Raw genomic sequence first — 24,382 nt, 5'->3', positions numbered from 1 at the left:
TGGACAATGCCGCACCTTCCATTTCAAACTGCCTCGTAGCGCCGCCGGACTGCCCCGGATTCCGAATGTTTCCGCCACGTCCCAGCCTTTTCAAGGCTAGAAATACCGTTCGAGCCCCACGTCGGGCACGGCATACCCCCTCGTCAGAGGAGGTTGTTGTTTTAAAGTGTTGACAATTGTTGACACGAGTCTCTGGTGTGAGGTCCGGCTTGTGCCTGGCCGCCGGTTGGCGTGTTCAGTTGTGGGGGAGCAGGTCCAAGGCGTCGGCTGGTGCGTCCTCCACTCGTTATGAACTGGGGCTATGCGTTCCTCCCTCTCTTGGCTCGTCGGGTAGGTCGTGTTTGGGCTACACCTCTTCATGTGTAGGGGGACTGATCGCAACATGACTTCGAGATCCTTCGTCAAAGTTTTTGGTTTTGGCTCGCGGTTGACGTCGTGAAGCCTCCATTGCCGATGCCTTGTCCGGCCAAAGGATGTGTGGACAGTGTCCGCACCTAACTCTTCTTTATTTGCGACTGATCGGAGCCACGTGCTCGTCCCTCCTTGGGCCTATATCTACTCATGTATGTGAGTGTCTATTGCGATAGTAGGCCGATCAGGAAGCACTCTACGTATGTAGGTCATTCCGAGGTGGGGATTCAGGGGCGGTCGGTTGAGTGCTTTCAAGTTGGCCTTGGCCGTGTCATCGACGCGCACCTTGAAATCCATTGGAGGCGGGCCCGACCCAGCTGACCGCTCCCCAGCGGAGCCTGCGGAACATTGCAGCCCACGCGATCGTCGGCTGAGCACGGCTTAGCGGAACAGTCTGCCGATAATGGCCCATATGTCGAGCCCGCGCTTACGCCCTAGGATCTGGAAATTGCACAAACATGACGTCCCATGGCATCAGTTACCTTTGGCTCCCATAGACCTTGAAGACTGGTGGGTTCTCGCTGCAAGAGTAAGAGCGCCGCGGAAGCATCGGTATGTTCTTGACTCCGGATAGGCGTTGTGGATCATTTGGAGGGCCCTGGCTCCTAGCTCTCGAAATCCGGCGCGATCGCTGATAGGGCCGCCCACGTGAACTCGCTAAAGGGCTGATCGTCGCAACCCGGCTTGGGGTGTGCCCTACACTTTACTGCGGTTGTCTCTGTTGACCATTCCAAGGCCAAGCAGGAGCGCCCCTTGCGTATGCAGGGGGCGCTTTTTATGGGTTGAAAGCGGTGCCGGCGCTTTAGCCGAGCAGGGCGGCAATGAGTCTGATGGAGGAGGCGATGATGGTGATGAGTCCAATTGCACCGAAGAGGTTGTGCCACCACTTGTTGCGCAGGTCACCCATGACGGACCGTCTGTTAGCCATGATGACGATCAGTAGGCCGAGCAGTGGTGCGATGAGGACTGTGAGGGATTGGGCGATTACGATCAAGGCCACGGGTGAGGACTGGAAGGCGAGCGTGATGATCAGTCCGAAGGCCAGGATGATGCCGGTGACGATGCGAGCGACAGGTGATCCGGCTTTGGCGCCACGTCCCAGGGCGTCGGAAAGCATGGTGCCGCCGGCGGTGGCGTTGGCGATCATGGACGAGAAGGCTGCTCCTGAGAGGCCGAGGGCGAAGATCATCGCGCCGACGGGGCCTGCCAGGGGTGTGAAGACGGAGGCGAGGGCGTTGATGGTTCCGGCTTCGGCTCCGGCTTTGCCTAGGACTGCTGCGGCAACCATGATGACCAGGGCGGTCATGATGCCGGGTGCGATGATGCCGGGAATAGTGTCCACGAGCGTGATGTCTCGGTAGTCGGCGCGGGTGCGGCGGTGTTCTTTGATGCCGTAGGAGGTGTAGAACGCGGCGTTGATGGAGAAGTTGGTGCCCACCAGCGCCACAATCAGGATTTCACTGCCAGGCGGGAGCGTCGGGACCATGCCTGCCATAGAACGGTACCAGTCGGGCTGAGCCACGACAGTGCGTGCGATGAAGGCGATACCCATGAGGACGACGATGACCAAGAGGGCTTTTTCAACGATTCCGTAGACGTTCTTGAAGGCCAGGACGACGCCAACGGCGATGGTGCAGACCACGGTCCACAGGACGGGGGAGCCGCCGAAAATCAGGGATAGCCCCAAGCCGGAACCGACGGCGTTGCCCACGGAAAACATCAATGTGATTCCGAAGACGCCGAACCCAGCGAGGATGCCGACTGGTTTGCCGAGGTGTTCCTTGATCGAGGTGATCAGGGAAGTCGGTGTGGCGATGCCGAGCCTGACGCTCATGTCGGTGAAGAAGATCATCAGGATGGTGGAGACGGCGATTACCCAGACAAGGCTGTAGTCGAACCGGCCGCCCGCTTGGACAGCGGTGGTGAGGTTTCCAGGGCCGAACTGCCAGGCTCCGACTACGAAGGCTGCTGCTGATCTGCCATCCGTTTCCTGGAGTGTGCTCTTCCATCACGGCAAAACGGAAAGTACCCTTATCAATCATGGGGTGCCGCCCCAGCTCATCAGGCTCGTGCAGGGGGCCATCCGTTGCCTTTTCGGAGGACACTCGTGGCCCGTGTACAAGAACCCTTTCGATCCACGCGATTCGTGACCGTTGGCATGCTCTCCGCTGCCGCCCTTGGATTGTCCGGATGTTCAGCGGAGGTCCAGCGCGGATGGCTTCCCGCCGAGCGGGACAACACCAACCTCACGCCCCTGATTACCGATCTCTGGGTCAACTCGTGGATTGCCGCTTTGATCATCGGCCTCATCACCTGGGGACTCATTATCTGGTGCATCATCGCCTATCGGCGTCGAGGCAAGACCGTCGGCTTCCCTCGGCAGTTGAGCTACAACCTCCCTCTGGAGGTCTTCTACCTTTCCATTCCCCTGATGGTGGTAGGCGTGTTCTTCTACTTCACCACCCGTGATCAGGCAATCATCGATGCCCGGCACCAGAATCCGGACGTTGTGATCGATGTCCGAGGTAAGCAGTGGTCCTGGGACTTCAACTACGTCAAGGAAGGCGTGCACGAGGATCCCGGGGTACAGGCACATCTGACAGGTGAAGTGGGCGCCAGGGAACGCGTTCCGGTCCTTTACCTTCCCGTAGGCAAGAAAGTGGAGCTCCAATTGAACTCCCGCGATGTACAGCACTCCTTCTGGGTGCCTGCGTTCCTGCAGAAACGGGACCTGTATCCGGACCCGACGCAGACCAACCGATACATCAACATCGTCCCGACCCGCACCGGAGATTTCGACGGCAAATGCGCCGAACTGTGCGGCGAATACCACTCGGAGATGCTGTTCAGGGTCAAAGTTGTTTCCCCGGAGGAGTACGACGCCCACATCAACCAGCTGCGTTCCCAAGGAAATGTGGGAATCCGCGGAGAAGAATATGATCGCGCGCCCGGGCAACCAGCGCTCTTGGATGAAGGACAGGGGTGACCAGGATGGCGATAGACAGCCGATCCCAGGAAAGCACCACCACAGCTGCTCCAGCCGTTACCAGGCGCCGCAAAGGCAGCGTGGTGGTCAACTGGATCACTTCCACGGACCATAAAACCATCGGGTTCATGTACCTGATCGCCTCGTTCGTGTTCTTCTGCCTCGGCGGCGTGATGGCCTTGCTGATCCGGGCCGAACTGTTCGAACCCGGGATGCAGATCCTGCAAACAAAAGAGCAGTACAACCAGATGTTCACGATGCACGGCACCGTGATGCTCCTGATGTTCGCGACTCCACTGTTCGCGGGCTTCGCCAACGTCATCATGCCGCTGCAGATAGGGGCCCCGGACGTTGCCTTCCCCCGACTGAACGCCCTGGCTTTCTGGTTCTTCCTCTTCGGTTCCACCATTGCGGTGTCCGGTTTCATCACCCCGCAAGGTGCAGCGTCCTTTGGCTGGTTCGCCTATGCGCCGTTGTCGAACACAACCTTCAGCCCCGGCGTCGGCGGTGACCTATGGGTCTTCGGCCTGGCGCTTTCGGGCTTCGGCACCATCCTTGGTGCCGTCAACTTCATCACCACCATCATCTGCATGCGTGCGCCCGGCATGACCATGTGGCGTATGCCCATTTTTACGTGGAACACCCTGATCACCGCAATACTGGTCATTATGGCGTTCCCGCCGCTGGCCGCCGCACTGTTCGCGCTCGGCGCGGATCGACGCTTCGGTGCCCACATCTTTGATCCGGCCAACGGAGGTGCCATCCTCTGGCAGCACCTGTTCTGGTTCTTCGGCCACCCCGAGGTTTACATCATCGCGTTGCCGTTCTTCGGCATCGTGTCCGAGATCTTCCCCGTGTTCAGCCGAAAACCCCTGTTCGGCTACAAGGGGATCGTGTACGCAACCATTGCGATCGGCGCACTGTCAGTGACCGTCTGGGCCCACCACATGTATGCCACCGGTGCAGTGCTCCTGCCCTTCTTCGCCTTCACCACCATGCTGATCGCGGTGCCAACCGGCGTGAAGTTCTTCAACTGGATCGGCACCCTGTGGCGCGGTTCCATCACGTTCGAAACGCCCATGCTGTGGAGCCTGGGATTCCTGGTGACCTTCCTTTTCGGCGGGCTCACGGGCATCATCCTGGCCTCGCCACCGCTGGACTTCCACGTCACAGACTCCTACTTCGTGGTGGCACACTTCCACTACGTAGTGTTTGGAACCGTGGTGTTCGCCATGTTCGCGGGCTTTTACTTCTGGTGGCCCAAGTGGACCGGCACCATGCTCAACGAGAGGCTTGGCAAGATCCATTTCTGGCTGCTGTTCCTGGGCTTCCACGCAACGTTCCTGATCCACCACTGGCTGGGAGTTGAAGGGATGCCACGCCGGTACGCCGACTACATGCCGGAAGACAACTTCACCGCCATGAATCAGTTTTCCAGCCTGGCTCCTACCTGCTGGGAGCTTCACTTCTGCCCTTCTTCGTGAACGTCTTTGTCACGTGGCGGGCCGGGAAGAAGGTCACAGTGGATGATCCTTGGGGCTTCGGCGCATCCTTGGAATGGGCCACCTCATGCCCGCCCCCGCGCCACAACTTCACCTCCATACCTCGGATTCGATCCGAGCGCCCAGCCCTGGATCTCCACCACCCCGAGCTGCGCGTCCGGGAGCATCAACCTGTAGACAATCCAGCGGCGGATGTCTTGGGCGCCGCGGACATCGGCTCACAGAACGTCAAAGACCCCAACCCCGACAAATAGCCTCAGGAATTACCCAGTTCATCCCAGAGGAATACCACGGTGGCGGCCCCGGCCCGCAAAGAAGTCAACGCAGACGCTTTCATCACTCCCATGCAAGTTGTCCTTGACCTCATCCATGGCAGAACAAAAGTGGGAATGGCAGTAGCCATGGCCACAGGGGCCTTCCGGGGAAGCAACCAAACGCTCCAGTCCCAAGCAACCCACCACATTAGCCAACACCGGGATGGGCACACGCCACTACCGAAATCGTGGAACTCTCAGGCCTCGCCCCTTCCACCGTCCACCGGACCATTCAACGCGCCGCGTCATCCTCGTGGTTTAGCCACCCAGCGAGCCGGGCATGTGAGCCCCCGTCGCTCGCGCGCTTGTGCATAGGGACTTCGGACACCAGTCTGTCCATTGCCCTGCCACTTCTAAGGAACTGGGACATCCGGAGGCCCACTAGTTGTTGCGTCCGTTGGCTTCGGCGGAACAAGGGCGGAGTTGCAGCCAGGCGTCATTGTGGCGGGAAATGTCTGTTCAACCGTCAGTTCAGAAGGCAGGGATGGCTCCAAGTTCCAAAGGCTATGGCCCGTTGCTGAGGCACTTCAGTCTCTGACGCAGCCTTGCGGAAAGCATCAATCTAGCCATCTAAAGGAAGCCTTGCCGCTACTTCTACCCGTCCGAGGCTAACGCCGATATCGGGCGGTATGTTTCGTTGAGGATTGTCGAAAGCGCTCCCGCAGTTCCTAGGCCCGATCTCGTTTCCAGGGTGTGGGCTTCCGGTCTTCTTCGATGAGTGGTCATCGCGTCGATGTGTACGTTTGAGCCGTTCATGACCTCACGCAGGAGCGCGCCGAGCGGTCCGTCTCGGTGTCCGCGGAGACATGATGTGACTCATCGAACGCCAGTACGGTGCCGTCACAACGCTGTCGGTGGGTGATTCTCGAGTGCGAACCGAAGCGGCGCCTGCGTGCAGAACAGGGTTGGATCCGAGCCATTGAGGAAGTCGATGGACGCTCCGATTTGGATGACCACGACGTTAACGACCGCGACGGCGGGAGTTACCTCCCGCCGTCGTGCGCCGTTCGGCTCGGCGCCCCGCGTTGTTGGCGCGGCGCTTAGCTTTCGAGCTTGGAGTGCTCGCCCAGGCGGTGCCATGAACGGTTGTGGTAGACCAAGGCGTCGCCGGGTTCGCCCGCTGAGACGTCACGCATCACGCGGGACTCCAGGGCGTGAACGGCGATGATTGTAGAGGTGCCTACCTCCATGCGGTTGATGACGGCGCAGCGCACCCAGGCGCGGACGTCGTCATACACTGCTTCGCCGGTTGCAAGGGCCGACCAGCGGTGCGTCTGGTTGAAGCGGTCGGCGCCGGGGGTCGCTCCGAACTTCGCCAGGTCGACGTCGTGCGCGTCCAGCAGGTGCACGACGACGGTTTCGGCGCGCGAAAGCACGGTCGACGCTGAGGACAGTGCCGAGACCGAGAAAATCAGCAACGGAGGTTCCGCACTCACGGACACCACCGACGATACTGTGAGTGCCACCGGTCCTTCGCCGGCATCGGCCGTGATGACGGCGACACCTCCCGGGTGGCCACGAAACAGTGCCTTGAATTCGTCAGCCGAGAGGGAGGACGGGAAGCTTTGCTCCGGAGCCCCCAGCCAAGTGTCCGGAGGGTAGGCGTGGAACATCGTTAGGACGCCTTGGGGGCGGAGCGCTCGAGTTCCTCGCGAACGATGTCCGTCCCCGCGCTGAGAGCACTCAGCTTGGCCAGTGCGACGTCCCGGGGGAACGGGGCCATGCCGCAGTTGGAGCTGGCAATGAGCTTGTCCGCATCGACGAACTGCAGGGCTTTGCGGAGGGTATCGGCGACTTCCTCCGGGGTCTCGATGGTCTCGCTTGCGACATCGATTGCCCCGAGCATGACTTTCTTGCCGCGGAGGAGCTCGATGAGGTCCATGGGCACGTGGGAGTTCTGGGATTCCAGCGAGATGATGTCGATGCTGGAGCTCTGAAGCAGCGGGAACGTTTCCTCGTACTGCCGCCACTGTGAGCCGAGCGTCGCTTTCCAGTCGTTGTTGGCCTTGATCCCGTAGCCGTAGCAGATATGCACGGCGGTCTCCGCACGCAGCCCTTCTGCCGCTCTCTCGAGCGCAGCCACGCCCCAGTCCTTGACCTCGTCGAGGAAGACGTTGAACGCGGGCTCGTCGAACTGGATGATGTCCACGCCGGCCGCTTCGAGTTCTTTCGCCTCCTGGTTCAGGATCGCAGCGAACTCCCAGGCCAGCTTCTCGCGGCTCTTGTAGTGGTCATCGAAGAGCGTGTCCACCATGGTCATGGGACCGGGAAGAGTCCATTTGATCGGCCGGCCGGTGGTTGCGCGGAGGAACTTCGCGTCGTCGACGAACACCGGCCGCTCGCGGCGCACCGGCCCGACGACGGTGGGTACGCTCGCGTCGTAGCGATCGCGGATGCGCACGGTCTTGCGCTGTTCAAAGTCGACCCCGCTGAGGTGCTCGATGAAGGTGGTGACGAAGTGCTGGCGGGTTTGCTCGCCGTCGCTGACGATGTCGATGCCGCGTCGGCTCTGCTCGTGGATGGCGATGCGCAGCGCATCCTGCTTGCCCTCGAGCAGCGCATCTCCCTCCAGCTTCCAGGGAGACCACAGAGTTTCCGGCTGTGCGAGCCACGATGGTTTGGGCAGGCTTCCAACAACGGTGGTGGGCAAAAGTGTGTTCATGATTGACGTTTCTCCGTGGGTCAGTTGACGAGAGCGGGGTATTTGGCGGTCCACTGGTCCAATAGATCCTTGTGGGGCGTGATGAAGTGTTCCTCCGTGTACTTCGCCTGAGTGACCGCGAGCTGACTGCGTTCAACGCGGTCGTAATCGATCTGGGTCCGGGAGTAGTCCTGCTCTCCAAGGCTCGGTTGGTAGACGACGGCGGCGGCGGAGTTCGCGTTGTAGATTTCCGGGCGGTAGATCTTCTGGAACGTCTCCATGGTGCTGATCGTGCCGATGAGCTGCAGGTTGGTGTAGTCGTTGAGCAGGTCGCCGCGGAAATAGAAGGCCAGCGGCGCTACGCTGCCTCGTGGCATGAAGTAGCGGACCTGCAGCCCCATCTTTGCGAAGTAGGCGTCCGTCAGTGAGAACTCGTCCTGCTGGTACTCGACGCCCAGGACGGGGTGATGGTTCTCCGTTCGCCGGTACGTCTTGGTCGTGGAGACGCTGATGCACACCACTGGCGGCTGCGGGAAACGTTGTTGGCATGCCGGGGAATCGAGGAATTGCTGGAACAGTTTGCCGTGCAGATCGCCGAAGTTCTCGGGAACGGTGGGCTTGCCTGCCTCTGCTGATGCCGCCGGCAGTACGACGCTGAAGTCGAAGTCGCGGACGTAGGAGGAGAAGTTGTTCCCCACGATCCCTTGGTGGCGGACCCCGTTCAGCTGGTCGACGATCTGGATGTCGAGAACCTCGAACAGGGGGAACTTTTGGTCGGTGCCTTCGGCAGTGAACTCTATCTGCACGGAAACGATCTCAAGCTCGAGCGTGTAACGGTCCCGGTCCGGGTTGTCCCAGCTGGCGAGATCGTTGAAGCGGCGCCGAATCATGGTCAAGGCGTTGCGGAGGTTCTCCTGGCGGTGCTCGCCCCGTGCCAGGTTGGCGAAATTCGTGGTGATCCGCGAGCCTTCCGACGGTGAGTAGTCCTCGTCGAAGGGGGTCGTGGTGATGCTGAAGGTGAAGTCGTCTGCCATGTGCTGCCATTCCGTTGATGGGCCGGAGACGGCCTTTCCGAAGGTGATGTATCCATGGTGCAGCCTGGGGCGAGGTATCAGGTAACTAGTGGTTGCTATGCATTGATATAGAATTTTCCTATGGCCCAGATTTCGAGTGGATTGACCCTGCAGCAGCTCCGCTACTTCATAGAAGTTGCAGCGGAGGGCTCGATCTCTGCGGCTGCCGATCTTCTCTACGTAGCGCAGCCGACGATGTCCGCATCGATGAAGGACCTTGAGGCCCGGGTTGGCCGTGCGCTCCTGGTTCGCTCCGCCCGCGGGGCCACCCTCACCGCCGACGGGGTGGAGTTCCTCGGCTACGCGAGGCAGGTCGTGGAGCAGTTCGCTCTCCTTGAGCAGCGCTACCTTGGCAGGCCGCCGCGGCGACGTCTGCTCGGGGTGTCAACGCAGCACTACTCGTTCGCGGTGGACGCCTTCGTTCGGATGGTCAAGGCCACTGATGTGGCTGAATACGAGTTCTCGCTCCGTGAGTCCCGCACCTGGGACATCATTGAGGATGTCCGGACGCTCCGGAGTGAGATAGGCATCCTCTACCGGAACGATTTCAACCGGAAGGTCATCGACAAGCTGCTCCGGGAGTCCGGGCTCGCGTTCACTCCGCTTTTCCTTGCCGATCCGCACATTTTTGTTGCACGGAATAACCCGCTCGCCTCAAAAGAGCGTGCGACTCTCGATGATCTCGCCGGGATGCCGCGGCTGACCTTCGATCAAGGTGCGAACAACTCTTTTTACTTCGCGGAGGAGATTCTCTCCACCATGTCCAGTAAGCAGGAGATCAGGGTCTCTGACCGTGCCACGATCTTCAACCTCATGATCGGGCTCCACGGCTACACGATCTCCACGGGCATCATCAGCGGGGAGCTCGACCCGGAGATCGTCGCCATCCCGCTTGACGTTGACGAACGCATCGAGATCGGCTGGATCGGCCACGCCGCGATCCCGCTCACCGACCAAGCGCAGCACTACCTCAGGGAACTGCGGTCCGTCGTCGCTGAGTTCGGCGTAGCGCTACTCGACTGACCGCAGGTGAGCCGGCGAGTGTTACCCCTTCGGTGATTGGACGTAGTTGTTGCATCCGAGCGGGGCGCAGGTGTCGCATGTGCCCGCCGTCGTCGTTGGGATGGCCGGGGCAGACGCCAGCGAGGAAACCGGCCTGTTCCAGGTGGTGACGATCCAGCCCGGGGACATCACGCGGGGCTTGTAAGGCCGCCACGGTGGGGCCATTCGGATCCCAGAAAAACGCAGCTCGGCCGACATGTTAGTTACGTATTTCGCAGTGACTGGGACTGATAACGGAGCCCCGCTCGCAGCCGCAGCAAATCGGTATAGGTTATTTACGAAGTGTTGTGGCGGCTGTTAACGTGGCATTTCAATCTGAAGACTCTTCGGTTATCCGAGTATGTACCAGTGGAAGGATCGTTTTGGGGGCGGCTTTCAGCACGACTATGTTCACGATTGCGTTCTTGGTAGTAGCAGGTCTACTCCAAATGCTGGCTTCTCAGGTCAAGTCCGGCGATTCAAAACCCAACTATACGTTTGGCATCCGTTCGAAGGCCACTTTGTCGTCTGAACGTGCATGGAACGCTGCACACACTTCAGCTCTTGGTGCGCTGAAAGCCATTCCGGTAACGCTAATCGGGTTTGTGGCCACGTTGTGGATAATATTCGCAGCCCTACCTAAGGATGACTCAAGCATCCCGTGGATCTTTTTCCCGGGCATGGGGTTCACGGCCATCATGGTGGTCCTGCTCATGCACATGTACTACAAGGCTGATTCTCTGGCTCGTCGTATTGCTGCGGGTGATGAGTAACCCAAAGCAGAGATCACTTTCTAAATAAAAGTTGGGACTGCCCCCGGTTTTGTTGACTCCTTGACCTAGCGGGCTTGTGCTCGTGGAAGGATGTTGACCATGCCCACGGCTTATGGGGCGGAGTTCCGCCAAGATGTTATTGATGTGGCCCGAAAGGGCCAAGCGCCGCTGGCGCAGATTGCAAAGGACTTCGGGCTGTCAGTCACGACGCTCAAGCGGTGGATTGCCATTGCCGAACGTAAAGAATCCGGAGCCAGCCCGGCAAGCGGTGATTCGGCCGAGATGCGTGAGCTGAAGAAACGCAACCGCCTGCTGGAGCAGGAGAACGAGATTCTGCGCCGGGCGGCTGCCTATTTGGCCAGGGACATCAACCCAACATGATCTACCCGCTGGTCACGGACCTTGCCGTCAACGGTGTTCCAGTGGCGGTGACCTGCAGGGTGTTGGGAAACAGCCAAGCAAGGCTATTACCGGTGGAGGGCAAGCCCGGTGACGGAACGGGACTGGGTAGATGCGCACCTGGTCAACGCTGCCATGGACATTCACGCCGACGACCCGGCATTCGGGTACCGTTTTATCGCCGACAAACTTCCTGGGAAGGGCATCACGGCGGGTGAAAACAGGGTCCAGCGTCTATGCAGGGACCACGGAATCTGGTCGGAGTTCTCGAAGAAACGCGGCCTGAACCGCAGGCCGGGCCGCAGGTTCATGACGATCTGGTCGAGCGGGACTGTACCGCCGCGGCACCGAACGAGCTGCGGCTGACAGGCATCACCCAACATCCCACGGCCGAGGGCACGCTCTACCTCTGCGCGGTGAAGGACGTCTATTCCGGCAGGATCGTCGGGTATTCGATGGATTCGCGGATGAACTCCTCGCTTGCCGCGGCGGCACTGGAGAACGCTGTGCGGGCACGCAACCCTGCAGGGCCCGTGGTGCATTCGGATCGTGGGTCCCAGTTCCGGTCCCGCCGGTTCGTCGAAACGCTCCGCCACCATGGCCTGACAGGGTCGATGGGCAGGGTCGGTGCGTGCGCGGACAACGCCGCGATGGAATCGTTCTTCTCGCTACTGCAAAAGAACATCCTGGACCGTCAGCGGTGGCTCACCCGGCAAGACCTCCGGCTGGCCATCACAACCTGGATCGAGAGAACCTACCACCGCCGGCGACGGCAACGACGGCTGGGAAAACTCACGCCCATCGAATATGAAACAATCAACCGGACCCCGCTCACAGCGGCCTAAGAACCCGAGTCAACAAAAGCCGGGGCAGTCCCGGGAATCAGAGTCGCCACTACGAGGATCGCGTTACAAGTACGCGTGCCAAGTAGCTCCGACAATCGTGGGCGTCTGACCCGACCGGGTTGGCCTAATCACGACCTGGGACTCGGCGCGATCGTGGCGTAATTATCGCTGCTAGAACATGGGAGAGATTGGCGCGGTAGCGAATGACATCGTCATCGATAGGCCCCGGTACGTCTTGCGCGACCCTCCAAAGCAATGCTTCTGAGGGATCCTTGCTCGAGGGCTCCTCGCGGCCGAACGCTTCCAGTGCAGAGCAGATGACTTCGGCTGACCATTCGACGGTGACCCGTCTGTCCAGTCGAGATTCCCCAATAATTCTGAACCCACTGCGGGCGACCTTGTCTTCTCTAATCAATTTCATGGCTAACGACTGGTTTGTCATGCGGAAATTCCAAAGCATCCGGAGAATTTGCGGGATGTCTTTCCACTTCAGCTGCGGCAATTCCAGTTCTGGGTCATCCCACAAATTTCTGTTGTACAGCGCATAGATATTGGCCCATTCCTGGGCGGATCGTCTATCGACCCATGTGAAATTCTCGCTTTCGCCTGCTCCCAGTACGCTCCAGCTAACATTGTGCCTGCTGCCAACCGAGAAAACATTTTGATTCCTTAACGGATACCAGACGCTCCGCCCGCATCTTGCGTGATCGCGGTACGTCAGAAGAGCGTCTTGGTCCCCTGCCGTAATCGTCCCCTCGACCAGGACTTCCGCGAACAGGTCTCTTCGGCTTGCTTCAGCCAAAACAATTCGTTCATCCCTGGTGGGATTTAATTGGTCCGAGCGCGGGTTCGCCCACTGGTAGCTCACCCGATCGAGCCGCACCGTGATGGGTGGCATGCTGGCGTAAGCATTCCCGACCGCCGCCGACCATTCGGAAATCTTTGCCGCGCGACGGTTGACCCGTGCTGAACGTACTGCAATCGCAAGCGAAATAAACGAAATCACTACAGCGGCGGCAGCGAGCACAGGGTCCGTATTCATGTCCTCCACGGTACCAATGCGCGGTTACCCCTCTGTCCCGGCAGGATACATTTACTCAGATATCCAAAGGAACAGCACCATACCTCCGTCAGCAACCCTTTTTGCATGGCGATCTCGGGAGGCTCCAAGGTCGTTGTCCCATAAGGGTCGGCTCCTTCTAGTGAACCGAGCTGTGTCGTTTGAAGGTTAGATTAGGTCGCTGCTCATCCCGCCGGCCAAATGTGCCGAGGGGTCTATAAAAAATGTCAGCGCGAATGACTTCGCGACTTTGCGCAGTAAGCTTCTGACTTCGGCTCCTTCGTTGAGGACAGGAACCCGACTGGTGGACGTTTTGTCAGGCCGAAGAGCGTGTGGACAAAGTCCACTCCATCGCCGGCCCGCATGCAAGGACGAGCCTTGGGTCGATGTGTCCAGTTCCCTATTAGGCAATCTGCAGAGGGAGCGCCGATTTCCCTGCCCATGCAATGAGTGTGCAGGGGACGCTTCAAGTCCTCGCTTCTTGGTGTTCGATGGACCAAAAAAGAAGTGTGGACAGTGTCCACACTTCTCGCTTCGGACTGGCTCGTACACCCGCCGGACTGCCCCGGATTCCGCACGTTTCCGCCACTTCCCAATGGTTCCAAGGCCTGGAAGCCCGTTCGAGTCCCACCTCGGACACAGCAGGCCCCCTCTACGGAGGGGGTTTTTGCTTTAACGTGTGTGCGTTCTGTTTGGTCAGGTCCCTCTGACACTGGCCGCGGGGTGTGCCTGGCGCCGCGGGTCGCCTGTTTGGTTGTGGGGGAGCGGGCTCAGGGTCGTGGCTGGTGGGCCCTCCGCTTACTCTGAACTGGGGCTATGGGTTCCCTTCTTGGTTCGTCGGGTAGGTCGGGGTTGGCCTACACCTCTTCATGGGTAGGGGGACGAGCGCAACATGACTTTGAGAACTTGCGTCGAAGATCCTGGGTTCGGCTCGTTCCTTAAGTGAGGAAGCTGGCCAGGCTCATGCTTTGTCAGGCCAAAGCCAGCAGTAGACGAACCTGGGAGACCCGGGTGTCGGAGACTGGTTGTAGGCACCAGGCAGCCGCCGTAGCCCTGAGGTGAAGCTAAATCTGAAAGGCGCCGAGCCTGCGTTCCATGCCTTTCAGATCACGGGAATCCATACTCCTGCCCGGGGGGTGGGAGGAGGAGGGCGCTACGGTTCGCCAGGCAGTTCGGCCCCAAGAATGATGCGGGACAACAGCACGGCCTTGTCCGCCATAGCTTCGAGTTCCACATCGTTGTAGTGGTTTGGAGCCCAGCGTGTGGCTCCTTCCAGGAGGGTCACCACAATCCGGACCTTTTCTTCGGGATGTGGGTGGCCCATGTCCCGGGCGGCAGCTGCGTACATGTTTTCGTGGAGTGCAACCCAGTCATCCACCTGGGCCCGCAGGTCTGCGGGAAGGATCGAGGCCATCCTGTCGGTTGCCACGAGCAGGTCCCACAGATTGCTTTCGGGAAGCCTGACCTGTCTGGTGAAATGCAGCCTCACCATGGCGTCCCAGAAGTCACCTGCTGATTCCGCATGATCAACGGCCTCGAGAAGTGCCGTGCCGAAACGGTGAAAGTGCCAGCGCAGTGATTCCGCGACGATTTCGTCCCTGCCGTTGGGGAAATGCGAGTAGAGGCTCGGCGGTTTGATGTTGACGGCGTTGGCGATGGTCCGCATGGAGACTGAACCGAACCCGTTGGCGATGGCAAGTTGCAGAAATGCCTCGAGTATGTGGCGTCTTGAAGCCCCTTGACCGGCCCAATTCCATTCTTCCAAGCGGTGGGCGAACGTGTCGCGGGCGGCCTTGTAGGAGGAACTGCTCATGCTTTGACCCTAACAGTCGTGGGGGTTGACCCTTCGGAAGCGGTCCATCGCCGTGGCACATTGCGCATGGTCCAACTTTACGCAAACTCTTGGCTAACGACCATTAGTTAGCTACTCTGAAAGTGGCGCAAGCCAGCACAGGCTGGTCCCGTCACTATCAGTGCCTTAACAGGGAGGAACGGATCATGTTTAGCGAAGATTCGAACCGGGGGGCCAAAGGAAGCAGCATGACCTTTGGCAGTGGGCTTTCTGGCATGATCGCCGCCTATATCAGCGCGCGCGCTGTGGAAGACGATGCGGCTCACAACGACAACTGGCACGCGCAACAGGCTTTCCGCCCCAAGAGTCGAGGCCGGGCGCGCAAGTGGCTTGACTCCCGCCGTCGCGGTGGTACCGCCGTCGTTTCCTGAATACCTGGCTCCAGCAGAAAGAACCAATTGACATGTCCTCTGCAGAAGTACTTTCCCCTTGGGTGCCGCGAGAGCCGCTGCTTCAAATCGATCGGTTACGCGAACTCTTCCTCATGCAGCCCCATGCCGACCTCAGCGGAATCCGACCCATCGTCGCGCGCTCCTGGTACAGGAGCAGGGCAGCCGGCGTTGATGCTGTGGCAGACCGAGGATTCTTTGACGAGGGTCGCGTGGACGAACACACCATCCAGGCGGCAGGGCCACACCTGCAGAAGCTGGACGAGGTCGCCGCGGACCTTGGCGGTTACGTCAACCTGACGGCACCCAACGGTGTACTGGTCAAAGCGGACTACCTACGGGATGACGGCTTCCCCGCCGGATATTCACTCCTGGAGGAGAGCTGTGGAAGCAATGGTGAAGGTCTAGCCCTTGAAGAGGGACGGGGGGTATGGCTCGCACCCGAAGAGCACTTCCGTGAGGACATGCGCGGTAACTGGTGTTTCGCTTCCCTCGTCCGCGACCCTTTCCACAACAGGGTGCGGGCCGTCATCGGACTGACTCTACCCGGCAACCGGGTCACCTCTTTGGAGCCGTCGTCCACTTTGCTGATGCTGGAAGGAGTAGCTTCTCGCATTGAGCGCGACATCGAAGTGAGGACCTCATCAAAGGAGCGGGCTCTACTCAGCGAATACTTGAGGATCTCCCGCCGGCGCGGTAACCGGGCAGTGATTGCCCTGGACGGCAAGAACTCCCTGCTCAACGCAACGGCAACGGCGACCTTGGAGGACGGCGACGTCTCCGTCATCTCCGGGTATGCGAAAGCGGTCATGTCCTCCGGCCGCGAACTCAATTGTGAGGTCTCGCTCCAGGGGCCTGGGATCTCCACCCTGGAAGTTTCGCCCGTGACCTTATCTGCAGCCAACGTAGGGGCAATCGTGGTGGTCCGCCCACACTCACCCACTAAGGAACGTCCAACCCAACCCCATAGCGACGAGGTAGAGCCGCAGGCTGCCTTGCCGGATGCGGCAGACAGACTCGTGAAGCATCTTGACGGGACGAGCATGGGCTTCAAGCGCACCTTGAGCCTTGCCCGCAAGGCAGTAGAGCAGGAGCGCTCCGTTGTCATCATTGGAGAGCTCGGTAGCGGAAAACGTCGGCTCGCTGGCGCAATTGCGGACACTCGTGGGCAGCACGTGGTGGTGGATGCGAGGGGTGGCTCGCTCCGGAACAACCAACTCCGGGACGTGATTCATCGAGTATCCACTGAGCTGCCATCGACGTTGATCGTCGAACATGCCGACGAACTTTCCCAGAGCGAGGCAGCAGAGCTCGCCCGGAACCTTCGGGGCAATGCCACCACCAAGCTTGCGTTCACCATCACTCACCCAACGGATGCCACATTGATACTGTCAGAGGCGTTCGACGTCTTGGAAATTATGGTTGAGCCGCTGCGAAACAGGCGGGAGGACATTCCCCAGCTTGCGGTGGCGATTGCAGAAGAGATGGGGGACCGAAGGTTGTCCCGACGGCTACTAACAACGCTGACGCATGCTGACTGGCCGCGAAACATCGACCAGCTCCGCGCCGTAGTGTCCAATGCCGTTGAACGCGCCAGCGGAGCGGAAGTTACCGTAGACGATCTCCCGCAAGGGTTCCACCGGGTCTTGACCAAAGGGCGGTTGTCCCGTCTGGAGGACGCCGAACTCAGCGAGCTACGAACCGCGCTGCAGGAAGCGTCGGGTAACAGGAGCCTTGCGGCAGAGACGTTGCAGATTGGCCGCTCCACCCTCTACCGCCGGATGGACTACTTCCGCAGTAGAGGCTTCGACCTATAACCCAAAACTGCGCAGTAAGGCAGCCGACCACCATTGATGGCCGGCTGCCTTTTTGGGTCCTGGCCCCCCGACAGTAACCGGTGGGACACTGTCCCACCCCAGTGTCTCGAATTGGTACGGATGAACCTGCACATATCGCGTTGTACTTGAAATCACCCGCACACCGGCACCCTACAACGGGTGCTCGGCAGATGAAGAGGGTACTCAACGAACAGGACGACGACTATGACCCGCGATGCCCAGGGAACCATTCTTGTGGCCCCCCATCACTTTCCAAACCTGGACCGCGAGCACGCGCTCGCAGAGGAGTTCGGTTACACACTCAACCCGGCTGCCGACGTTGAAGCCTTCCGGGAAGGCCTTCCCGAAGCCGACATCGTGATGATCACCCCTTACGCGAAACTCACAGCCGCAGACTTCCCTGTGATGTCCAAGTGCAAGGCTGTCATCAGGTATGGAATCGGCTACGACAACATCGATGTTGATGCAGCCACCGCGGCAGAGATCCCCGTGTCAATCGTCCCCGGAACAGCCTCAGAGGAGGTGGCATCGCACGCGTTTGCGATGGGTTTGGCACTGGCCCGCCGTCTGCCGGCAGGTGGCGCATCGATCCAGAACCTTGGTTGGGCCGGGACCATCGGCTACGACACCCCGGTTCTGTCCGAACTTGAGGTCGGGGTCCTGGGAATGGGGCGCATTGGCCAGCACGTTGCCCGCATGTACCAGGCCGTTGGGGCGCGGGTCCGGGCCTACGACCCGTTCGTGACGGAGAGCTTTGTGGACCTGACCACCTTGGACGACATCCTGGAAAATTCCGACGTCGTATCGCTTCACCTGCCGCTGACCGCTGATACCGCAAACCTGATCTCCAAGGATGTTCTGGCGCGCATGCGAAAGGGAGCAGTGGTGGTCAACGTATCCCGTGGCGGTCTCATCGAGGAATCAGCCCTCGCCGAGGCACTCACCTCCGGCCACATCGCAGGTGCAGGCATCGACACCTTTGCCGAGGAACCCCTCGGGGCAGAACACCCGCTTCGCTCAGCGCCCAACACCATCCTGACGCCCCACATTGCCTGGCGCTCCAACCGTTCCACAGGCGCACTTCAAGAGGGTGCCGTTGAACGTGTCCGCCTGGCCCTGACCGGGCAACCGCTCATCGACCTCGTGAACTGAAAGACTGGAGAGAACCAAGTGGGAACAGAAAACCAGAAAACAACCCCGCAGAGCCACCTCTCGGAGGACCCGCACCTGCGCAGAGGACCTCGTGGATTCCCTCTGCTGCCTGGCGGCTACGGCCGCTCGACGTACTACACGGGAGCCCCGAGCCCCTATGCCATCCGAGGTGAGGGCTACAGGGTCTGGGATGACCGTGGTCATGAACTAATCGATGCGAACAACAACTTCACCTCACTGATTCATGGCAACGCGCACCCCGAGATTACAGAGGCCGCGACCAAAGCACTCACTGCCGGTGCCAGCTGGGGAATCCCCAATCTCTACGAGTGGGAATTGGCGGATCTCCTGCTTTCCCGCCTGCCTGACCTTGACCAGGTGCGATTTGCAAACTCCGGCACCGAGGCCGTCATGTCCGCAATCCGCATCGCCCGAGCGAGCACCGGACGGGAGCGAGTCATCGTCACCAAGGGCGGCTACCACGGAACATCTGAAGTGGCCTTGGTCCCGGGCGGGCCTGCCTACCAGCGTGGAGTAACCCGCGGCGTGATCAACGATGTCACCGCAGTGCCCCTCAATGACATTGATGTCCTGCGCCAGGAAGTTGAAGCAGCACCCGACTCCTACGCAGCCATCATTCTGGACCTGTTGCCCAACAGAGCCGGTCTTCTCAGGATTTCCGAGGAGTTCGTGCACACCGCGAGGGACCTCGCGACGCAGTACGGGATTGTCCTGATTATTGACGAAGTCATCAGCCTCCGCTTGGGATTCAACGGCTTCAGCGGTGAATATGGTGTTTCCCCGGACTTGCTCACCACGGGCAAATTGATCGGTGGAGGCTTCCCCGTTGGCGCTGTTGCCGGTAGGGCTGAGCTGATGGCCGAAGTGGATCCCACTCGTCCCGGCAGCTTGCCCCACGGTGGAACATTCTCCGGCAACCCCGTCAGCATGGCCGCCGGAGCCGTCGCTTTGAGGCTCTTCACTCAAGAAGAAGTAAAGAGGCTGAATCACTTGGGCGACACCACCCGCGACTCTGTGAACGCGAAGATCGCTGACGCTGGCTGGGAAATTCGCGGCCGCGGTTCGTTGTTGCGCGCGGTTCCTGCTGGTGCGGAAAAGGTTAACGAGCAGACTCAGCACGAGTTGTGGTGGGCTTCGTATGAGCGCGGCTTGCTCGGTTCTCCAGCCAATCTGCTGTCCTTGTCCACCCCTATGGACGAAAAGGTTGCAGGGGACATCGCTGACCGCTTGGCCGACGCTGTGCTTGCTGTGGCAAACCAGAACCCGGCAACGGAAGGTGCTAAGTAACCATGAAGATCGTTTCCTACCACCACGAATCGGGTGTCCGCGGCGGAGTCCTGATAGACGATGCCATCTATGACCTGGAGTTGCTCCTTCAAGGCTCCACCGAAGCCATCCACGGTGCCACAACTTCCGTACGGCAATTCCTGTCGCTTTACGGTGACCGGATCCCTGCCATTTCTTCCGGCATCACAGCCCTTGCCTCCGAGGATCCCGTGGCCCGGGTAGGCGCAGTGGACGAGGTCCGGTTGACCACGCCGGTCACCGATCCGGCGAAGATTCTGTGCATTGGTCTCAATTACAAAGACCACGTTGCAGAAACCGGGCGTGCGTTCCCCGAGTATCCGGACGTCTTCGCCAAATTCGCCTCCACCATGGTTGGCCCGGAGGACGAAATCGGCGGCGCTCACGTCAGCAACAACCTCGATTTCGAAGGAGAAGTCGCCGTCATCATTGGTCGACGGGCATCCGAGGTCTCCGAGGACGAAGCACTTGATTACGTCGCAGCCCTCGCGCCCCTCAACGATGTCACAGCACGCGATCTCCAGTACCGCGGGACCCAGTGGCTAGCCGGCAAGGCCGTGGACGGATCAACCCCGTGGGGCCCCGCCATTGTCACGTTGGATGAAGTTGGAGACCCGCAGAAGCTGGACATCGCGACACGGGTCAACGGCATCGAAGTTCAGCGCTCGAATACCCAGCATCAGATCTTCCCCATAGCCCGCATCGTCTCTTACCTGTCGAGTTTCCTCACTCTCGAGCCGGGAGATGTGATCGCCACAGGCACGCCCCAAGGCATTGGTGCCAAGCGGAATCCTCCAGTCTGGCTTGAACCGGGCGACACGGTGGAAATCGAAATCGACAAGGTGGGACTGCTGCGTAATCGCGTCGGCAAGCCCCAGCTATAACCCCTCCAACTCTACGAAAGCTAGATGACCCATGAGTGAAGTACAGACACAACCAGGTGAAGCGAGGTACCGCATCGCCGTTGATACCGGTGGCACGTTTACGGACGTGGTGGTTGGTTCAAACACAGGCGACATGGCGGTAGGTAAGGCACTAACTACCTATGACCGTGTGTTCACAGGCTTTGAAGCATCTGTTCGCAGGGCGGCCGAATCCGTTGGTTGGAGCGGCGACGAAGTTCTGCGCAATGCCGACGTCATCGTTTATGGCACAACGCACGCAACAAACGCAGTCCTCACCGGCAAGGTGGCCAAGACTGCTCTCCTGACAACTGACGGTTTCGCCGACACCCTCCTGCTCCGCGAAGGCGGACGCCGGGACGCCTTTGACTCCAAAGCTGCCTACCCCCCGCCGTACATCCCTCGTCATCTGACCTTCGAAATTACGGAGCGGATCTCTGCTGAGGGTGATATCTTGGTGCCCCTGGATGAAGGGAAAGTGCGCGAAGTACTTGGTTCCTTCAAGGAGCAGGGGATCGAGGCAGTCGCGGTTTCCTTCCTCTGGTCCATCATTAACGACGCCCACGAGAAGCGCGTCGCGGAACTCATCGAAGAGATTCTGCCCGATGTGCCCTACACGTTGTCCAACGAGGCCAACCCGACAATTCGCGAATACCGCCGTTCGTCGGCGGCGTCAATTGATGCCTCGCTGAAGCCGCTCATGGCAGACCACCTTGGCAAACTGCGCTCCGACCTCGAAGAGTACGGATTCGGTGGTGACCTTTTGGTAGTGACTTCCGAAGGCGCCGTGCTCGACGTCGTAGATGTTCTCGACCGCCCGGTACTGCTCTTGAACTCCGGCCCGTCCATGGCACCTTTGGTTGGCGCGGCCGCTGCTCCGGACCGGGACACTGTGGTGGTCTGCGATATGGGCGGCACCACGTTTGACGTGTCCTTGGTTGAACAGGGCGTCGTTCGCCACACCAGGGAAGCCTGGCTGGGAGAGCCCTTTGTGGGCCACCTGACAGGTTTGTCCTCGGTGGCTGTTTCCAGCATTGGCGCCGGCGGTGGCAGTATCGCATGGATCGACGGCGGCGGTCTGCTTCGCGTGGGTCCGCAGAGTGCCCGGAGTACCCCCGGACCGGCCGCGTATGGTCGCGGTGGCGAGGAACCCACCGTCACGGACGCTTGCGTAGCTTTGGGTTACCTCGACGCCGACGGATTTGAAGGCGGATTCACGCTGAACCGTGAGGCTGCCGTCCGCGCCATCGATACTCGCATCGCTGGCCCCTTGAACATGGATACTCTGCAGGCGGCACAGGCCATTTTGGATGTATCCGCAAACCACATGGCAACAGCAATCCGCCAGGCTTCCTTGGAACAGGGTGTTGACCCGCGAGGTGCCTTGATTGTGGCGGGCGGCGGTGCAGGTGCCATGGTGGCGGCCGCCATCGGCGTACTCCTGGAAGCTGACACCGTCCTGATTCCCGCGACCGCGGGCGTGCTCGCGGCCTACGGCGCGCATCGCGCTCCGATCGCTACGGAATTCCTCTCGCCATTGCACAACGACACCCGTAGCTTCGACGCTGGCTCCGCTTCGCGGGCCGTTGAGGAGCTAACGGGGAAGGCCGAGGTGTTCGCCAAGAGGTTCGCTGGTGTGGGAGCCGCTCCCAATGTCACCTACTTTGTTGACGCCCGCTACCCGGGCCAGGCCTGGGATTTGCGTGTGTACTTGGACGCTGCGCCCGACACTGCAGCTGATGCTGCGGGCATCGTTGAGCGCGCCTTCCACGAAGAGCACGATCGCCGCAACGGCACGCACGATCCGGACAGCCGCGTGGAGATCATCACGTGGGGCGTCAGGGTCGAAATCCCGCGGCCTGAGCTGACAAAAGACCAAGCCGAAGTAGGCCGTGGGACTGAAGTCCACCGTACGGACTCCATTGTGTTCGGGGGCGAAAGTTTCAGCACCCAGCGATACCGCGGAGTCACCCTTGCTCCCCGGGACAAGATCGTTGGCCCTGCTGTCATCGACCAGCCCACAACCACCATTGTGGTGCCACCGGAGTGGAACGCCACGCTCGACGAACGATCCAACATCTACCTCACCCGTAAGGAGGCGTAACCATGACACGCGAATTCGATCCCGTAAAGCTCTCGGTCCTCGCTAATGCATTCGACGGCATTGTCCGCGAGATGACCAACGGCCTGCTGCGTTCCGCCCGTTCCTCTGTCATCAACACTGCCCGCGACTTTTCGTGTGCTGTTCTGACAGCTGACAACCAGCTCTTGGCAGCAGCAGAGGGCGTCCCGGTGCACGTATTCGGTGCCGGACCGCTCGGCGAGGACATGGTTGAGCTGCACGACGACATCCGTGAAGGCGACGCGTTCCTTCACAACGACCCCTATATGGGCAACTCGCATGCTGCCGACCACGTGATTCTCGTTCCGATCTTCATACAGGGACGTCATCTCTTCACCGCTGTGACCAAGGCCCACCAAGCCGACTGCGGTAACTCGTTGCCCACCACCTTCTTCGCCACAGCACGGGATGTCTATGAAGAAGGCGCACTGATCTTCCCGTGTGTCCGTGTTCAGCGCGACCATAAGGACATCGACGACATCATCCGTATGTGCCGCTCCCGCATCCGTGTACCTGACCAGTGGTACGGCGACTACCTGGCCTCGGTCGGTGCGTCGCGCATCGCCGAACGCCGCATTCACGAACTCGCCGAAAAATTTGGTGTAGATGACCTGGTGGACTTCGTGGATGCTTGGTTCGACTATTCGGAACGCCTCACCGCGACTGCGATCGAAACGCTGCCCGAGTACGTACTCCACGGCACCTCGGTTCACGATCCTTTCCCCGGGACCAGCGCAGACGGCGTGCACCTGCAGGCCACCCTTGAGGTGAAGCCCAAGCAGGGCAAGATCGTCATTGATTTGCGCGACAACCCGGACAATCTCCCCAACGGTCTGAACCTCACAAAGGCTACAGCTACGGGCGCTGCCTTGGCCGGCATCCTTTCCGGCATCCCGGAGAACCTGCCGAGCAACGCGGGCACCTTCCGTCGGGTGGAAGTGCTTCTGCGCGACGGCTGCGCGGTGGGAGTCCCGAAACACCCCTACTCGTGTTCATCGGGAACTACTAACCTTGCCGATCGGGTTGTCAACATTGTTCAAGCCGCCTTCTCCCAAATCGACGACGGCTACGGTACGGCTGAGGGAGCGGCCGGACAGGCTCCGGCAAAGTCGGTCATCTCCGGTATTGACGAACGCAACGGTAACGCCTATGTCAACCAGATTCTTGTTGGCGGCGTAGGCGGCCCGGCAACACCTTACGTTGATGGTTGGCCGACGTATCAGCGACCCGTATGCGGCGCATTGCTGTACCACGACAGCGTCGAAGTAGATGAACAGCGCTACCCCATTTTGGTTCACGAACGCACCCTGGTTCCTGACACTGGCGGAGCCGGCAGGCAGCGAGGCGGACTCGCGACCCGCGTGACCATGGAACCTCGTGGTGAAAGCGTCACGCTCACCTACGGAATTGAGGGCAAAATCAACCCGCCGAAGGGTGTTCGCGGCGGCCACGACGGTGCCGAGCCGTCAACCTGGGTTGAAGATCTCACAACCGGCGAACGACGCGAGATCCCTGTGGTGGGTCGTTACGATCTCCAGTCCGGTGAAAAGGTTGTATCCATCACCCCGGGAGGTGGTGGATACGGTGATCCGCTGGAACGCGACGTCCTCGCAGTCCTGGACGACTACCGCGAATCACGGATTTCCTTGGAAGCGGCTGCCGCCAAGTATGGCGTCGTTATTAGCGACGGCGCCGTTGACGAAACAGCCACGGCAAAGACGCGCGAATCGCGTCTGGCCAGCTGAAAAGTATCAGC

Annotated in this window: 15 protein-coding genes and 3 pseudogenes; 12 read left to right on the top strand and 6 right to left on the bottom strand. The window is 60.1% G+C overall.

What is annotated here, in order from left to right; genetic code table 11:
* Nucleotides 1–1,213: 1,213 nt before the first annotated feature.
* Nucleotides 1,214–2,365: pseudogene (locus AC6CH8_RS05115) on the bottom strand (Nramp family divalent metal transporter); the annotation flags it as partial.
* Between the two features lie 204 nt (nt 2,366–2,569).
* Here AC6CH8_RS05115 and ctaC point away from each other — a divergent pair.
* Together ctaC and ctaD are read left to right on the top strand one after the other, a co-directional pair.
* Entirely contained in the window at nt 2,570–3,397 is an 828-nt protein-coding gene (ctaC, locus tag AC6CH8_RS05110; protein ID WP_498189259.1) for an aa3-type cytochrome oxidase subunit II, read from the top strand.
* A 5-nt stretch (nt 3,398–3,402) separates the two neighbouring features.
* Nucleotides 3,403–5,153: pseudogene (gene ctaD / locus AC6CH8_RS05105) on the top strand (aa3-type cytochrome oxidase subunit I).
* 1,100 nt (nt 5,154–6,253) lie between these two features.
* Here ctaD and AC6CH8_RS05100 read toward each other — a convergent pair.
* Genes AC6CH8_RS05100 through AC6CH8_RS05090 form a run of 3 tightly spaced genes read right to left on the bottom strand, consistent with a single transcriptional unit; the run spans nt 6,254 to nt 8,888 of the window.
* A complete protein-coding gene (locus AC6CH8_RS05100; protein WP_498189126.1) occupies nt 6,254–6,826 on the bottom strand; it encodes a flavin reductase family protein in 573 nt (190 codons plus the stop codon).
* 2 nt (nt 6,827–6,828) lie between these two features.
* Complete coding sequence (locus AC6CH8_RS05095) at nt 6,829–7,875, bottom strand: methionine synthase (RefSeq protein ID WP_498189124.1); 1,047 nt, start codon at nt 7,873–7,875, stop codon at nt 6,829–6,831.
* Nucleotides 7,876–7,895: 20 nt separating this feature from the next.
* Nucleotides 7,896–8,888 (bottom strand): DUF1852 domain-containing protein, encoded by a 993-nt coding sequence (locus AC6CH8_RS05090; protein ID WP_498189122.1) that lies wholly within the window; start codon nt 8,886–8,888, stop codon nt 7,896–7,898.
* A 120-nt stretch (nt 8,889–9,008) separates the two neighbouring features.
* Here AC6CH8_RS05090 and AC6CH8_RS05085 point away from each other — a divergent pair, with 120 nt between their 5' ends.
* From AC6CH8_RS05085 to AC6CH8_RS05075, 3 genes and pseudogenes are all read left to right on the top strand, one after another.
* Nucleotides 9,009–9,950: a LysR family transcriptional regulator gene (locus tag AC6CH8_RS05085; protein ID WP_498189120.1), complete on the top strand. Its 942-nt coding sequence runs from the start codon at nt 9,009–9,011 to the stop codon at nt 9,948–9,950.
* Between the two features lie 467 nt (nt 9,951–10,417).
* Nucleotides 10,418–10,741 (top strand): SdpI family protein, encoded by a 324-nt coding sequence (locus AC6CH8_RS05080; protein ID WP_498189118.1) that lies wholly within the window; start codon nt 10,418–10,420, stop codon nt 10,739–10,741.
* A 99-nt stretch (nt 10,742–10,840) separates the two neighbouring features.
* A pseudogene (locus AC6CH8_RS05075) lies at nt 10,841–11,985 on the top strand (IS3 family transposase).
* 124 nt (nt 11,986–12,109) lie between these two features.
* On the opposite strand, the gene AC6CH8_RS05070 reads toward AC6CH8_RS05075, so the two are convergent.
* Together AC6CH8_RS05070 and AC6CH8_RS05065 are read right to left on the bottom strand one after the other, a co-directional pair.
* On the bottom strand, nt 12,110–13,027 hold the full coding sequence (locus tag AC6CH8_RS05070; protein WP_498189116.1) for a hypothetical protein: 918 nt from the start codon (nt 13,025–13,027) through the stop codon (nt 12,110–12,112).
* Nucleotides 13,028–14,198: 1,171 nt separating this feature from the next.
* Entirely contained in the window at nt 14,199–14,858 is a 660-nt protein-coding gene (locus AC6CH8_RS05065) for a TetR/AcrR family transcriptional regulator (protein ID WP_498189114.1), read from the bottom strand.
* Nucleotides 14,859–15,085: 227 nt separating this feature from the next.
* Here AC6CH8_RS05065 and AC6CH8_RS05060 point away from each other — a divergent pair, with 227 nt between their 5' ends.
* The 7 genes from AC6CH8_RS05060 (at nt 15,086) to AC6CH8_RS05030 (ending at nt 24,371) form a co-directional block, all read left to right on the top strand.
* Nucleotides 15,086–15,268, top strand: coding sequence for a hypothetical protein (locus AC6CH8_RS05060; RefSeq protein ID WP_498189112.1), 183 nt, complete (start codon nt 15,086–15,088; stop codon nt 15,266–15,268).
* A 32-nt stretch (nt 15,269–15,300) separates the two neighbouring features.
* Entirely contained in the window at nt 15,301–17,103 is a 1,803-nt protein-coding gene (locus tag AC6CH8_RS05055; protein WP_498189110.1) for a sigma-54-dependent Fis family transcriptional regulator, read from the top strand.
* Between the two features lie 225 nt (nt 17,104–17,328).
* Nucleotides 17,329–18,276, top strand: coding sequence for a C-terminal binding protein (locus tag AC6CH8_RS05050; RefSeq protein WP_402937237.1), 948 nt, complete (start codon nt 17,329–17,331; stop codon nt 18,274–18,276).
* 18 nt (nt 18,277–18,294) lie between these two features.
* Complete coding sequence (locus AC6CH8_RS05045; protein WP_402937235.1) at nt 18,295–19,584, top strand: aspartate aminotransferase family protein; 1,290 nt, start codon at nt 18,295–18,297, stop codon at nt 19,582–19,584.
* Between the two features lie 2 nt (nt 19,585–19,586).
* Nucleotides 19,587–20,486, top strand: coding sequence for a fumarylacetoacetate hydrolase family protein (locus AC6CH8_RS05040; RefSeq protein WP_498189107.1), 900 nt, complete (start codon nt 19,587–19,589; stop codon nt 20,484–20,486).
* 31 nt (nt 20,487–20,517) lie between these two features.
* Nucleotides 20,518–22,608: a hydantoinase/oxoprolinase family protein gene (locus tag AC6CH8_RS05035; RefSeq protein WP_498189105.1), complete on the top strand. Its 2,091-nt coding sequence runs from the start codon at nt 20,518–20,520 to the stop codon at nt 22,606–22,608.
* A 2-nt stretch (nt 22,609–22,610) separates the two neighbouring features.
* Nucleotides 22,611–24,371, top strand: coding sequence for a hydantoinase B/oxoprolinase family protein (locus AC6CH8_RS05030; protein ID WP_498189103.1), 1,761 nt, complete (start codon nt 22,611–22,613; stop codon nt 24,369–24,371).
* Nucleotides 24,372–24,382 lie beyond the last annotated feature (11 nt).

This window comes from Paenarthrobacter sp. GQ52, from assembly GCF_059759005.1.
This window is presented reverse-complemented; position numbering and strand designations above follow the sequence as displayed.

Bases quoted from the DNA above. Each gene is read 5' to 3' on its own strand.
- ctaC (WP_498189259.1), top strand. From the start codon at position 2,570: ATGCTCTCCGCTGCCGCCCTTGGATTGTCCGGATGTTCAGCGGAGGTC.
- AC6CH8_RS05100 (WP_498189126.1), bottom strand. From the start codon at position 6,826: ATGTTCCACGCCTACCCTCCGGACACTTGGCTGGGGGCTCCGGAGCAA.
- AC6CH8_RS05095 (WP_498189124.1), bottom strand. From the start codon at position 7,875: ATGAACACACTTTTGCCCACCACCGTTGTTGGAAGCCTGCCCAAACCA.
- AC6CH8_RS05090 (WP_498189122.1), bottom strand. From the start codon at position 8,888: ATGGCAGACGACTTCACCTTCAGCATCACCACGACCCCCTTCGACGAG.
- AC6CH8_RS05085 (WP_498189120.1), top strand. From the start codon at position 9,009: ATGGCCCAGATTTCGAGTGGATTGACCCTGCAGCAGCTCCGCTACTTC.
- AC6CH8_RS05080 (WP_498189118.1), top strand. From the start codon at position 10,418: ATGCTGGCTTCTCAGGTCAAGTCCGGCGATTCAAAACCCAACTATACG.
- AC6CH8_RS05070 (WP_498189116.1), bottom strand. From the start codon at position 13,027: ATGAATACGGACCCTGTGCTCGCTGCCGCCGCTGTAGTGATTTCGTTT.
- AC6CH8_RS05065 (WP_498189114.1), bottom strand. From the start codon at position 14,858: ATGAGCAGTTCCTCCTACAAGGCCGCCCGCGACACGTTCGCCCACCGC.
- AC6CH8_RS05060 (WP_498189112.1), top strand. From the start codon at position 15,086: ATGACCTTTGGCAGTGGGCTTTCTGGCATGATCGCCGCCTATATCAGC.
- AC6CH8_RS05055 (WP_498189110.1), top strand. From the start codon at position 15,301: ATGTCCTCTGCAGAAGTACTTTCCCCTTGGGTGCCGCGAGAGCCGCTG.
- AC6CH8_RS05050 (WP_402937237.1), top strand. From the start codon at position 17,329: ATGACCCGCGATGCCCAGGGAACCATTCTTGTGGCCCCCCATCACTTT.
- AC6CH8_RS05040 (WP_498189107.1), top strand. From the start codon at position 19,587: ATGAAGATCGTTTCCTACCACCACGAATCGGGTGTCCGCGGCGGAGTC.
- AC6CH8_RS05035 (WP_498189105.1), top strand. From the start codon at position 20,518: ATGAGTGAAGTACAGACACAACCAGGTGAAGCGAGGTACCGCATCGCC.
- AC6CH8_RS05030 (WP_498189103.1), top strand. From the start codon at position 22,611: ATGACACGCGAATTCGATCCCGTAAAGCTCTCGGTCCTCGCTAATGCA.